This window comes from Cyanobium sp. WKJ7-Wakatipu, assembly GCF_024345355.1.
Lineage (GTDB): Bacteria > Cyanobacteriota > Cyanobacteriia > PCC-6307 > Cyanobiaceae > Cyanobium_A > Cyanobium_A usitatum.
The window spans coordinates 49,016-62,136 of record NZ_JAGQAY010000002.1; the positions used below are offsets into that span (position 1 = coordinate 49,016).

The 13,121-nt window shown below is 59.8% G+C and carries 11 protein-coding genes; 4 read left to right on the plus strand and 7 right to left on the minus strand.

Annotated features, from left to right (window positions below; translation table 11 throughout):
• Position 1: 1 nt before the first annotated feature.
• From KBY83_RS01465 to KBY83_RS01485, 5 genes are all read right to left on the minus strand, one after another.
• The gene (locus KBY83_RS01465) at positions 2–823 is read right to left on the minus strand and encodes an ABC transporter ATP-binding protein (protein ID WP_255017958.1); all 822 of its coding nucleotides are present in this window, start codon (positions 821–823) and stop codon (positions 2–4) included.
• A 33-nt stretch (positions 824–856) separates the two neighbouring features.
• Positions 857–2,860, minus strand: coding sequence for a nitrate ABC transporter ATP-binding protein (locus KBY83_RS01470; RefSeq protein WP_255017959.1), 2,004 nt, complete (start codon positions 2,858–2,860; stop codon positions 857–859).
• Between the two features lies 1 nt (position 2,861).
• Positions 2,862–3,704, minus strand: coding sequence for a nitrate ABC transporter permease (gene ntrB / locus KBY83_RS01475; RefSeq protein WP_255017960.1), 843 nt, complete (start codon positions 3,702–3,704; stop codon positions 2,862–2,864).
• A gap of 80 nt (positions 3,705–3,784) precedes the next feature.
• Positions 3,785–5,080 carry a CmpA/NrtA family ABC transporter substrate-binding protein gene (locus KBY83_RS01480; protein ID WP_255017961.1) on the minus strand — a complete coding sequence of 432 codons (1,296 nt, stop codon included), beginning with the start codon at positions 5,078–5,080 and terminating at the stop codon, positions 3,785–3,787.
• 203 nt (positions 5,081–5,283) lie between these two features.
• Positions 5,284–6,369 carry an anthranilate phosphoribosyltransferase family protein gene (locus KBY83_RS01485; protein WP_106502618.1) on the minus strand — a complete coding sequence of 362 codons (1,086 nt, stop codon included), beginning with the start codon at positions 6,367–6,369 and terminating at the stop codon, positions 5,284–5,286.
• 66 nt (positions 6,370–6,435) lie between these two features.
• On the opposite strand from KBY83_RS01485, the gene KBY83_RS01490 reads away from it, so the two are divergent.
• The 4 genes from KBY83_RS01490 to KBY83_RS01505 all read left to right on the plus strand — a co-directional run bounded on the left by KBY83_RS01490 (position 6,436) and on the right by KBY83_RS01505 (position 10,720).
• Positions 6,436–7,953, plus strand: a complete 1,518-nt coding sequence (locus KBY83_RS01490) for a ferredoxin--nitrite reductase (protein WP_255017962.1) — start codon at positions 6,436–6,438, stop codon at positions 7,951–7,953.
• Positions 7,954–7,968: 15 nt separating this feature from the next.
• Positions 7,969–9,315: a CbiX/SirB N-terminal domain-containing protein gene (locus KBY83_RS01495; RefSeq protein ID WP_255017970.1), complete on the plus strand. Its 1,347-nt coding sequence runs from the start codon at positions 7,969–7,971 to the stop codon at positions 9,313–9,315.
• Complete coding sequence (gene cobA, locus KBY83_RS01500; protein ID WP_255017972.1) at positions 9,312–10,100, plus strand: uroporphyrinogen-III C-methyltransferase; 789 nt, start codon at positions 9,312–9,314, stop codon at positions 10,098–10,100. Before KBY83_RS01495 ends, cobA begins: the two co-directional genes overlap by 4 nt.
• 143 nt (positions 10,101–10,243) lie before the next feature.
• Complete coding sequence (locus KBY83_RS01505) at positions 10,244–10,720, plus strand: redox protein (protein WP_255017974.1); 477 nt, start codon at positions 10,244–10,246, stop codon at positions 10,718–10,720.
• Positions 10,721–10,724: 4 nt separating this feature from the next.
• Here KBY83_RS01505 and KBY83_RS01510 read toward each other — a convergent pair whose 3' ends face one another.
• Together KBY83_RS01510 and KBY83_RS01515 are read right to left on the minus strand one after the other, a co-directional pair.
• Positions 10,725–12,584, minus strand: coding sequence for a sensor domain-containing phosphodiesterase (locus KBY83_RS01510; RefSeq protein ID WP_255017975.1), 1,860 nt, complete (start codon positions 12,582–12,584; stop codon positions 10,725–10,727).
• A 36-nt stretch (positions 12,585–12,620) separates the two neighbouring features.
• Positions 12,621–13,112: a GGDEF domain-containing protein gene (locus KBY83_RS01515; RefSeq protein WP_255017976.1), complete on the minus strand. Its 492-nt coding sequence runs from the start codon at positions 13,110–13,112 to the stop codon at positions 12,621–12,623.
• Positions 13,113–13,121 lie beyond the last annotated feature (9 nt).

The following is a 13,121-nucleotide window of genomic DNA, read 5'->3' on the forward strand; positions in this document are numbered from 1 at the left end:
CCTAATCCACGTCGTGGGCGTAGCGGCGATAAAGAAAATCGAGGGCGTGGTTGCGCAGTTGGCCGTAGCGGGGGTCGACCTGGATCGCTTCGTAGCGGCGCGGCCGCTCGAAGGGCACCTCAAGGATTTCGCCGATGCCGGCGGCAGGGCCGTTGGTCATCATTACGACCCGGTCGGCCAGAAACAGGGCCTCGTCGATGTCGTGGGTGATCATCAGCACTGTGGGTTTCTGCTCGCGCCAGATCGCCATCAGCTCCTCTTGCAGTTCCTCCTTGGTAATCGCATCGAGGGCGCCGAAGGGTTCATCCAGCACCAGCACCGCTGGTGACACGGCCAAGGCGCGGGCGATCGCCACCCGTTGCTTCATGCCTCCAGAGATCTGGCCGGGGCGCTGATCGGCTGCGTTGCTGAGGTGGACCATCTCCAAGTGATGGTCCACCACCTGGCGGCGTGACGCCTGGTCCAGCTCGGGCCGTGCTGCCTTGACCGCAAGTTCCACGTTCTGGCGTACGGTCTTCCAAGGCAGCAGGGAATAGTTTTGAAACACCACCATTCGATCGGGGCCTGGTGATTCGATGGCGGCCCCATGAATCGTGACGCTTCCACTTGTGGGGTGTAGGAAGCCTGAGACCATATTGAGCAGCGTTGATTTGCCGCAACCTGAATGGCCAATCACGCAAACAAATTCACCGCGGTCCACGGTTAGATTGATGTTGCGTAGAGCCTCAAACTCACCTGAGCGGCTCTTAAAGACTTGCCCCACTCCTTCAAAATGGAGAAAGGGCAGGTCATGTCCTGAGGGCAGTTGGCTGGTTTCTGGCATTGGTCTAGCTCAGGCAGTGGGAATCAATGCGGGTTATCTGGTGGACGCTGCTGGGAGCTCTGCATGTTCCATGGGTGGAGCCGATCCCTGAAGTTGGGTTTTCAGGTAGGGGATCGGCTCGTCCGCGTTGAAGGGGATGCCATCAGCCAGCGCAAAGGTGGGACGCGGAGCAGGCAAGGCTTGGAAGCCTGCCGCGACCAGGGCTTGATCACAAATGTCTTGGCGGTAGGTCAGTGCGAGCAATTCTTGTCTGTTGGTTGGGAATGGGCACCAACCCCAACGGCTGAATTGGGTGAGTAACCAGGTGCCTTCAGAACGATTAGGAATGTGGGCCCGATCGGCATGGAACTGGTTGAATCGCAGTAGTTCAGGGCTCGAATCCCCCAGGCCGGTTTTGAACTGCCGTGTCAGGGCAATGGCGGAACGGGTTCCGAGCCACTGGGGCTGGCTTAGAACGCGTGTCATCTCTTCGCGTTGGTTGCCGTTGTCGCAGCGTGCAGCTGCCTGCATGAGGCCACTGCAGATGGCAACCAGGGCATCGGGATGGGCAGTGGCCCACGCTTCTGATGTGGTGAGCACTTTTTCAGGATGCCCACTCCAGATGTCGAGGTCGGTGGCCAGGACATAGCCCTGCCGATCTTCAACGGCCTCAGCAACCCGATAGCGGCCTGCACAAAACGCATCGATGGCCCTCGTGCGCAATGCTCCAACCATGGCCATCGGTGACAGCATGGTGAACACAATGTGCTCTTCAACATTGAGCCCGCCAGCCGTTAACCAGTGACGCAGCAACAGCTCGGCGATGCCGTGATGTTGAGGGATGCCAATGGTGAAGGGCTTGTCCCTGTCTTGAATCCACTCCACCAAGCTTGCGCGATCCCCAATGCCCTGATCCATGAGATGGCGGGCAAGGCAGAGGGCGTTGCCATTACGGCTGACGGTCATCGGTGTGATGGCCGCCCAGGGAGTTCGCTTTTGACCGGGCCGGTTACCCAGTCCCAGGTTTAGTTGCAAAGGGGTGGTGGCTGAGGTGATCGCCATGTCCAAGCCACCTTCTACCAAGCGATCCTCGAGTCGACGCCAGTCGGCGAAGGATTCGGGGATGAGTTGCACGACAGAGGAATCAAACAACTTGCTGTCGATCGCCATCGCCAGGGGAGCGATATCGAGACCTGGTAAGTAACCCAACCGCACAACTGTGGCTGCGCGGCTTGGAGCTGCGGGTGATCCTGCGGTCACTGCTGTGCGCCGTTCCCGCATCCGCCGTTGTTGCTGCAAGAAACCAATCAGTTCAATCCGCAACTGGTAATAATCTGGATGTTCCATCACCTCGAGCCGTTGCCGGGGCCGTGGTAGGTGCACGTTGAGAATTTGACCAATCTCTGCTTCTGGTCCATTGGTGAGCATCACCACGCGATCGGAGAGGAGCAGCGCCTCATCCACGTCATGGGTCACCATCACGGTGGTGACACCCTCCGCCTGGCAGATCTGCATCAACTGCTGTTGCAGGTTCCCGCGGGTTAGGGCATCAAGCGCTCCGAAGGGTTCGTCGAGGAGTAGCAAGCGCGGCTGGATGGCCAGTGCTCTGGCAATGGCGACCCGTTGTTTCATACCCCCAGACAATTCGCGGGGATACTTTTCGGCAGCGGTACTGAGGCCAACCGTCTTCAATTGCTTGTCAACCAGTTCTCTGCGTTCTTCGCTGGAGAGATGACGCAGTACGTTCGTTACAGCTAGATCAACATTTTGTCGAACGGTTTGCCATGGCAGCAGCGAGTAATTCTGAAACACCACCATCCTGTCGGGCCCAGGGGAGGTGACTTGACGGCCATCCATCAAGATCCCACCCTTTGTCGCTAAAGTGAGACCTGCCAGTAGATTGAGCAGGGTTGATTTGCCGCAACCTGAATGGCCGATAAGCGATACGAATTCTCCTTCCTTAATCTCAAGAGTAATGTCTTTAAGCGCTACGTACTGACCTCCATCTTGTAGGGCAAAGGATTGGGTGACGTTGTCAATGGTGACTAGTGAAGTCATCTCAACGTCCTCCACCACTAATCCGATCTCCCACCATGCCTACCAGGCGATCAAGGATCAGGCCAACAACACCCACATAGAAGATGGCCAGGATGATTTGACTTGTGCTGGTATCTCCCCCGGCGTTGTAGGCATCCCAGATGAAGAAGCCAATTCCGCCATCGGCCTTCAGCATCTCCGCTGCCACGATGGCAAGCCAGGCCAGACCCACAGAGATCCGCAGGCCAGTAAACACGTAGGGGGCCGTAGCTGGCAGCAGGATGTCGCGCAGATAACTGCGTTTGCGCAACCTAAGAACCCGAGCCACATTGGTGTAGTCCTGGGGAATTTCGCGGATTCCCACAGCCGTGTTGATGATAATTGGCCATATTGCTGTGATAAAGATCACGAAAATGGCTGCCGCATCAGCCTGCTGGAGTAGGAGAAGGGAGATAGGTAGCCAGGCCAAGGGCGGTACGGTGCGCAGGACCTGAATCAGGGGATCAAAGCCCCGCCGTAGAAATTCATTCAGGCCGATCGCAAGTCCAGCGGCGATGCCAACAATTGCCGCCAGGCTATAGCCAATGACGACCCGTTGAAGGGAGATCAGAATCTGTAGGCCCAATCCCTTTGCCGTGCCGCCATCGTCATAGAAGGGTTGGCTGATGTAGGGGGTCCAGGTTTGGGTTATCACTTGGATCGGCCCGGGGAAGCCATCCGGATTGGGAAGGCACATGAGCTGCCAGAGGGCCAAGGTAAGGCCGATGCAAACCACCGGGGCTTTCAGCTGACGAGCCAAGGGCGAATGCAGCCAAGAGATTCTTGGTCGCCGTGGCTTGCGGCTTTTCGCGAGGGCGGGGGTCATTAAAGGAGCGTGGTTTTAAAGGAAGTCAGAAAGGAGACCCGGCAGGGCCTCCTTGGGATCAGGATCATCGACCTGTCGGCTTACTTCATCGCCTTGATCTTTTGGCTGTTGAGGTAGGCCTTGGGATTATTGGGATCAAACTTGATCCCATCAAAGAAGGTTTCTACGCCCCTCGAATCGCTAGTGGGAACATCGGTGTAGCCGTTGGCCTTAGCTGCTGCACGCCAGAGGTCAGCTCGGTTTACTTTGTCGACGAGCGCCTTTATATTGGTGCTTGAGGGCAAATAACCCCAGCGGATATCTTCTGTGATGAACCAGGCGTCATGGCTCTTATAGGGGAAAGAGGCATTACTGGCCCAGAACTTCATCTTGTAGCGGCTGTTTTTCACCACCTTGCCTGTGCCGTAGTCAATGGTGCCCTGGAGACGGGGGAGCAGATCATCAACGCTGGCCTTGACGTATTTGTCTTGGGCAAGCATTTTGGCCAACTCACTAGTGTTGGCTGGGTTGTCGGCCCATTTCTGGGCCTGCTGCACGGCCATCAATAGCCTGAGAGCAGCGTTGGGGTTTTTCTTCACCCAATCTGCCCGCATGGCAAAGGCTTTTTCAGGGTGGTCGCGCCAGAGCTCACCGGTGATGAGAGCCGTGTATCCCAGTTTCTTGTTTACAAGGCGCTCGTTCCATGGCTCACCCACGCAGAAGGTATCCATGGTTCCCGATTGCATGTTTGCAACCATTTGGGGCGGGGGAATCACCACAAGGTTGGCGTCTTTATTGGGGTTGACTCCATTGGCGGCCAGCCAATAGCGCATCCACAGATCATGGGTGCCACCCGGGAAAGTAACAGCAGCTTTGAACTTGTCTCCAGTGGCATTCTTCTTGGCCACGGTTTTGACTAAGCCAGGGGCCTTAACGGTGAGCTTATCGCTCAAGAATTCTTTGGATACGGAGATGGCTTGCCCATTCAAATTAAGCCTGGCCAAGAGGTTCATTGGCACCGGCTTTTTGCTTTTGCTGATTGCCCCAGTGGTCAGCAGGTAGGCCATCGGGCTGAGCAGGTGTGCCCCATCAATCCCTCCTCCGGAGCTACCAAGCTCGAGGTTGTCGCGGGTGACCGCCCAGGAGGTTTGTTTTTTCAGCTCCACCCCGGTCATGCCTTGCTTAGCGAAGAAGCCCTTCTCTTTGGCAACAATCAGCGGAGCGGCATCGGTGAGGGCAATAAAGCCCAGGGTTGCCGAGGTGGTTTCCGGCTTGCCCGGTGCAGCGTGGGCGGCGTTGGTGATTAGCAGGCTGGCAAGTCCACCCACCTGGAATGCAAGCACCGCTGTTGTGGTGGCTGTGCGAAGCAGAAATTGGCGGCGTGATGCGTTTGTCATTGGTTAAAACTCCGGTTCGGGGCACGAAATAGCCGCCAATCCCTATTGGGTCAGCGGTGCGGAATTTGGGTTGCCTGTTTGATGCCAGCGCAATCACCGGTCACTGAGGGCCTTTTGATTCCCCTCAATGAAATGCGCTGGCGCGAAAGCTCACCAACTCGCTTAGAACAACACACGGCCCGAGCTCGCTCCCGTCGCAGTTGCTACAGATCTGCCATTTGCTGCCGCAGCCGTTCGCCGCTGCGGGCCTGCAGCAGCGCCCGGCTTTGTTCCAGTGCCGCTGGTAGTGAGCTGCAGGCACCGGCCTGCCAAAGGTAGGCGGCTAGGTTCCAGGCCAGCCCTTCCGCCAAGGGCCCCTCGCCTGCTAATGCAGCCAGGGCCTGGTCCCTCCAAGTTTCAAGGCAGACCCAAGCCACTTCGTCTGCCTCAATGCCGTGGTCGCGGGGGTGCATCAAGATCCGCTCGACCTCACCGTTTTGAACTCTGGCCGTAATTCCTGCCCGTGTGGTGGGGAGATCGGTGGATCCTTCCAGCCCTTTAATGGTGAGTACATCGGTTTCGCCAAAGGCGCTGAGGGCTTCCCAGGCCCTCTTTTCTGTGGGGGGGTGCACGAAACCGCTGATCAGCAGGTGTTCCCCTTGGTGTGGGGTCCACAGCAACTCCAAACTGGCCACGGGCGGTCGCTTGCCGATCGCGTCGCGAATGGGGAGAAGGGTTTCTGCCGCTGGAAAGTGATCGGGTTGGTGGGTGAGGGCAAGACCAAACCCGTCTAGCCGCTCTTGGATGGTTTCAAGACTGTGCCCAGACCAGCCAATGCCTATGGATCCAAACAGCTCGGCAAGGGTGATTCCGTATTTCACGGGCATGGGTTTGCCTCCGTGAAGCACCACGGGCAGGCCGGAGGAGGCGAGTACGAGAGCCACAAGGGGAGCCAACGGAGCTGTTCGTGACCTGCCGTCGTATGGCACGCAAAAGCAGAGGGCTTTTTGGCCTTGGGTTTTCAGCTTCGGCCCATGGCGCCGATAGCTATCGAGCATCCCGGTGAGCTCAATCGGGGCGGGCCTGCGAATCCTGTGTGCGATCAGGAAGGCCCCCATTTGGGCATCACTCGCTTCCCCGCTGAGCATGAGGTCCATGGCCTCGCAGGCCTCGTCTCGGTCGAGGCCCGTACTCGTGTGTTCACCGCTGCCTACTTTGGCGATCAGTAGCCGAAATCGCTCCTGGGCCCCACTGAGTTGGCTAGTAGGCCGTTGAACCAACCCTCCGGTAATTGGTAGTGATTGCGACATTGCGGAGGTTGGCGCTCCGGGACTATCACCTGATCTTCCTGTACGGCCAGCTCAAGCCTTATAAAAATGGAACCCCTGGCCAAGCCCAGCAAGATCGAACAGGCCAAGGCAGAGCTTTGTGGCCTGGATCTAGCTCCTCGCTTGGGTGATTTGGCGAGCCAGGGCTGGGAGTCGCTGGACGAGGCAACCCTCACCATCCGGCTGAAATGGCTGGGGATCTTCTTCCGTCCGGTGACCCCGGGGCGCTTCATGGTGCGGCTGCGGCTGCCCAATGGCGTGATCTCAGCCGACCAGCTGGAGCTGCTGGCTGAGGTGATCGATCGTTGTGGTGATCAGGGCAGTGCCGACATCACCACCCGCCAAAATCTCCAACTCCGAGGCCTGCTGCTGGAGGACATGGCGCCCCTTCTGCAGGCCCTGGAGGCTGGGGGTCTGACCAGCCGCCAATCGGGTCACGACAACCCTCGCAACATCACCGGCAACCCGCTGGCGGGCATTGACCCAGAGGAGATCGTCGACACCCGCCCCCTGGTGGAGGTGATTCAGGCGAGGCTGCTGGGGCCGGCCGGTCCCCGCAACCTGCCACGCAAATTCAATGTGGCCGTGGGAGGCGCGCCAGATAGCTTCCTGCTGCACAACGACCTGGCCTTCCTGCCGGCTGAGCACAACGGTCAGCTCGGTTTCACCGTGCTGGTGGGGGGCTTCTTCTCAGCCCAGCGGAACGAGTTGGCAGTGCCCCTGGGCCTGTGGCTGCGGCCTGAGCAGCTGGCCGACTTCACCCTGGCCTTGCTGTGCCATTTCGAGCGCCACGGCAACCGCCAGCAGCGCAATAAGAGCCGGCTGATGTATCTGATCGACCAGCTCGGGATCGACGCCTATCGGGAGGAGCTGGTTGAAGCCTTCGCCGAACCCGTGCACCCCCACGACGGCTCCCACTTGGTAAGTCGTGCCCCCCGCTCAGGACTGGGCGTCCATGCACAGAAGCAGGAGGGGCTCCACTGGGTGGGTCTGCACGTGCCCATGGGCCGGCTGGACGCGGCTTCGATGCAGGAGCTTGCCGCTTTGGCGCGCACCTATGGCAGCGGCGAGCTGCGTCTCACCGAGGCCCAGAACGCCTTGATCGTTGATGTGCCCTGCGATCGCATCGAGGACCTGCTGGCCGAACCCCTGCTGCAGCGCTTGCGCCCCGACCCCTCGACCCTTCAGGCAGAAGCGGTGAGTTGCACCGGCAACGCCTACTGCAGCTTCGCTTTGATCCCCACCAAGGGCGTGGCCCAGCAGGTGCTCGAAGAGCTGGAGCAGCGCATCGAATTGCCCGAGGCGGTGCGCATGCACTGGACCGGCTGCCCCAATGCCTGCGGCCAGCCCTACATGGGTCAGATCGGGCTGATGGGGGCCAAGGCCCGTAAGGATGGTCAGATGGTGGAGGCGGCCAAGATCTTTCTTGGCGGCTCCATGGGCGCCGAGCCCAAGCTGGCCGAGCTGCATGAAAAAGGCGTACCCCTCAGTGATCTTGCCGATGTGCTGGAGCAGCTGCTGCTGGAGCAATTTGGAGCCCGGCGCCGCGAGCCAGCTGGCTTCTGAGCGCGGAGGGCGGCTTTGAGATCTGCCCTGCCCCAGTGGGAGCCGGCCCAGCTGCCGGCCTGCGGCTCCCCGGATCGCTGGGGCTGGCTGCAACAGCTGCGCAACCAGCCCGAGCTGGATCCTGAACCTTGGCTGCTGGCGCTGGAAAACGGCAGCCTCAGCATCGCCCCAGACCTGCTTGCCGTCCTGGCGGAGCGGCTGGATCCGCCGGCCCAGTTGCGCCTGCTGAGCTGGTGGCGCCAGCAGCCCGATCCGGATCCAGGCTTGCCCAGCCAGGTACTGCGCCACCGCGATGGAGCTAGTGCCGCTTGGCTGCTGGAGCAATTGGCCCCGGGTCCGGTGGCCCTTGGCTTTGCTTTGTCCCTCTCGGCTTTGCCCCAAGTTGTGGCAGCAGCCCTGCTGCCCCTGCTGGGTCACCAGCGCCAGGTTGCGGCTTGGCCCGTGCTGCTGAGCTGGATGGGGGCCCCAATCGCCACCCCATTGCGGCGCGCCGCTCTCGAAGGGGTAGCCCGTGGTTTGTCGGTCTGGCCCCGGTCCCAGTTGGTGGCTGGCCTCAGCGCCCTGGCCGGCGACCTCGATCCCCAGCTGGCTGCCCCGGCGGTGGATCTGCTGGCCCGTCTGCCAGGAGCCCGCCGCGCCCTGGTGCCCCTGCGGCGCTGCGGGCTCGATCCGCGGGTGGCCGAGCGGTTGGGGCGCCGCTTGGCTGCTACGCCGGCCCAACCCCTGCTGCTGGTGGTGCATGGCCGCGCGGGCGGCCAGCTGCCTGCTGAGTTGGTCGCGCTGGCCGCCGAGCTGGAGTGCCGCCGGGGTGCGCCCGTGCGGCTGCAGGCCCTTTCGGCTGCGGTGCCGGCGGTGGCGAGCGAGCTGTTGCAGCCGGGTCAGGTCCTCGGCTTGGTGCCGCTGCTGCTGCTGCCCGGCGGCCATGTGCGCCACGATTTGCCGTCGATTGTGCGCCATTGGTCGGCTTTCGCCCGCGTGCAGCGCTGGCCCTTCCTGGGGGCCTGGCCCCGCTGGCAGGCTGCCCTCGCTAGGGAGCTAGCCGGATTGGCGATGCAGGATTACCAGCCAGCGGCCCGGCCCCTACTGCTGCATCACCCCCTGGAGGGCCCCCTGGCCGCCCGCTACCTCACCACTTTGGAGCGGCGCACCGGCGCCCACTGCGTCGCCACTCCATACAGTGCAGAGCACCTCGCGGAGCTGAAGCTGACCCTTGCCGCTCCAGCCTTGGCCGCTCCAGCTCTGCCTCTGGCCTTGGCCGCCAACCGGCTCACCGACCAGCTAGCCGAGCAGGTGGGTCCGCCTTTGCTGCAGCGGCCTGGCCTGCGCCAGCTGCTGCTGGCTGAACTCGAGGCCCTGCCATGAGTGCCCCGGCCCAGCTAGGTACGGTTTATCTGGTGGGGGCGGGTCCCGGTGATCCGGAGCTGCTCACCCTCAAGGCCCACCGGCTGCTGCGGCAGTGCGATGCCCTCGTCTACGACTCCTTGGTGCCGCAGGCCCTGCTGAATCTGGTGCCCCAGGGCTGCGAGCTCCACTTTGTCGGCAAGCGCCGCGGTCACCATTCCGTGCCGCAGCCAAGCACCAACGCGGTGCTTGTGGAACTGGCCAGCCGCCATCGCCTGATCGTGCGGCTTAAGGGCGGTGATCCCTTTTTGTTTGGCCGCGGCGGCGAGGAGGCGGCCCACTTAGCCGCCAGGGGAGTGCCGGTGCAGGTGGTGCCTGGGGTAACCGCTGGCATCGCGGCTCCGGCCTATGCGGGCATTCCTGTTACCCACCGCCGCGCCGGCTCCAGCGTCACCTTCGTGACGGGCCATGAGGAAATCGACAAGGGCCGGCCCGGGGTGAACTGGCGCGGCCTGGCCCAGACCAGTGATGGCTTGGTGATCTACATGGGCCTGCACAACCTGCGCCGCATCGCTGAGGAGCTGATGGCGGGTGGCCTGGCGGCCGACACGCCCGCGGCCGTGATTCAGCAGGGCACCGTGCGGGGGCAGCGGCAGCTGATCAGCGTGCTGGGTGAGCTGGCCGACCGGGCTGAGGAGCAGGATTTTGCTTCGCCCTCAATCGTGGTGCTGGGCGAAGTGGTGGCCCAGCGGGTGCCGGTCTGTGCCCCCGAGCCAGCTGATGTGGAGATGCCGATCCCCTTTTGAGCCAAGCAAGATTCCTTGATAAGTAGTGGTTGCGACGGCCGGCCACCCGGTGGTGAGTTTCATTAGGTCTTGATCTGGCAGCACCCGCTGCTCTTACCCGAATGTCTGCCCTTCCCCGGTCTGGCCCTTCCCGGTCTGCGCCGATGTTCGAGCTGATTCCCTACGAGAAGTTCCGCGATACCCCCGCTGTTCGTTTCTTTGATATCACCGTTGCCAGCTCCAATGCCCGCGATCTGGTGATCCATGCCGGTCCGGCGGTGAGCCCTCCGGATGAGGAGAAGACTGGTGCCTGGCAGTTTTATCTGCACCCCCACCAGGAAGATAATTTGTTGGCCCTGAACGGTGGTCGAACTTTTTACTTGGTCAATTTGGGCTGGAATTATCCCTATCACATTGTTCGCCTAGAAACAGGTGGCGACATCCTGCGCATTCCTCCGGGAACGTTTCACCGCTCCGTTTCTGATCACGATGGTTCGGTGGTGCTTAATCAGGCTGTGCGTGAGGAGGGTGCCAGCGTGGTGCGGGAGTTTCGGGTATACAACAGCCGCCTTATTCCCCGGTTATTTGCTACAACGTTTAACACAGCCCCCCTGCCTAAGTTGCATGGGGTTAGCTGGTAGTTTCCTAGTGAATTTCGGCTAAGTAGTGGGCTGTAGCAGCCACCGACATCGGCCGGCTGAATAGGTTGCCCTGACCATGCTTATAGCCGTTCTGCACCAGCCAGGCGCGTTGAGAGTCGGTTTCGACCCCTTCAGCGGTACTTTCCAGTCCTAAATCGGCGCAGAGATTCTGGATTGTTTTTAGCAACTGGTTGCTGGGATTGCTACTGTCGTCGATGCGCTCTACAAAGCTGCAATCGACCTTCACCGTGCGCACTGGATAGTTGTGGAGGCGGCTGAGCGAGGAATAACCCGTGCCGAAGTCGTCGATTGCGATGGCAACTCCCAGGCGGCGCAGGTAGTTGAGGAAGATTCCAAGTTCCGAGCCATTGTCATGTAAATAATCCTCGACCAGTTCTACTTGCAGCTGCCAATCTTTTGGCAAGGGGGTGGAGCGGATCAGTTGCAGCAACCGTTGGCGCTGGCCCTCACTTTCCAGCAGTAGGCCGGAGAGATTCACTGAGAGTTGCAGCGGCTGCCCTGGTGCAGCGCTTGCTAGTTCATGGCTGGCTTGGATTGCTTTCTGGATTATCTGAAGATCAAGTTCACCGCTGAGCCCGGCCAGGTGAGTTATCGGCAAAAAATTATTGGGCAGCATCATTTCGCCGCTGTCGGTGCGCCAGCGCATCAGGCATTCCAGGCCTACAGGCTTGCCCGTGACGAGATCAACAATCGGTTGCAGATAGGGGGTGATTTCGTTGCGTCGGATAGCGCGACGTAGATCGGTTTCCACTTGGTAGTGCTGCTGTGCCGCCAGTCGTGCGGGCAGATCGATGAAGTTGAAATTGCTGTTTTTGCTGCGATCGGTGATGGCTATGCGTTGGGCGATGCTGGCGTCAGAGAGTAGAGAATCAACATCGCTATAGTTTTTTTTGAAGATTGCAATGCCCATGTTCATTCCCAGCTCTATGTCGCGGTCGTTTAGTTTTAATGGTGCCTCAAGGCTCGCCATGCATCTTTCTGCAATCGCTGTGATAGCACTTTCTTCTGAGAGGTGTGGTAGCACGATTGCTATCTCGTCATCTGAGAAGTAGGCGGTTGATGCTTGAGCAGGTAGACAGTCCCGTAGGCGCTCTAAGCCAGTTTGGATTAGGTTTTTCGCCGCAGCGCTCCCAATGGTGGCGCTGACGCGGGAATACTCCTTGAACTTGCAGCGCGCCAGTGCAAAGCAGGGTGGTTGATCTAGGCCTAGCAGCAGGCTCAGCATCTGCTGTAGCTGCTCCCGATTCATTACTGGATTGATTTCACTAATCAGCTGGATGCCTGGCTTGACCTGTCCATTTCCCCCTTGGGCCTGCAGTGCTAATTCGGCGGATTGCAGTAGGTGGGCTTCTCGCCGCAGTTCCATTTGGCTAACCACTTGGCGAGCCAGTCGCTCTAGGGAGGTGACCTGCTTAGGTGTAAGGGCCTTCGGTTCGATATCAATGGCGCAAAGACTGCCCAATGCCATGCCGTTGGCGGCGATTAAGGGGAAGCCGGCATAAAAACGGATGCGAGGCTCACCTAATACAAGTGGATTATCGGCAAAGCGATCATCTTCAAGGGCGTCGTTTACAATTAAGGGCCGGCGCTGAACGATTGTGTGGCCGCAAAACGAAATATTTCTGGGCGTTTCCTTGGGTGCGTCGTCGAGGCCAACGCAAGACTTAAGCCACTGACGATTTTCGTCGATAAGGCTTATAACTCCTATTTTTGCGCCAGTAATATCTTGAACTAGGTGGGTGATATCGTCGAAGATTGCCTCAGATTGTGTATCAAGAACGCCGTAGCTATGCAGTTCCTTGAGGCGAGCCGAATCATCTTCGGGTATGGGCGCTTCTTGCACGCGTGCTAGATGTTAAAACCTCAGCACAACATTAACTTAGCTGTTCGCATTTTGTCTAGCATGGCGTAGGTCCGCATCCGAGCGGGCCAGCAGGATATCGGGTTTGAGTTCATCCCCCTCCAGGCTGCTGATCCCAGTGGTGATGCTGGTGGGAACAAGTTCCTGCTTGCTTGCCAGCCTCAGCTGGCTTACAAGGGCTTGCAGCTCTTCAGCCATTTCATGGGCTGCAGCTCCATTGCAATCGGTGGCCACCACCACGAATTCATCCCCGCCACTACGGAATAAGTGGTCGGTGATGCGCAGCCTTTGGCGTACCGCACTGGCCACTCGCTTCAGAACTAGGTTGCCGATTTCATGACCAAAGCGGTCGTTGATATCGGTGAGATTATCAATGTCGATGGTGATGCAGCTGAGGGCTTCGCCGGTGCGGCGGCAGCGTAGGCATTCCTCTTTTAGCCTTAAGAAGAGGGCATTGCGATTGCCGCAGCCGACGCCGCGCTTTACGTGGCTAAGGATCGCGGCCGCCATCAGGTTGTT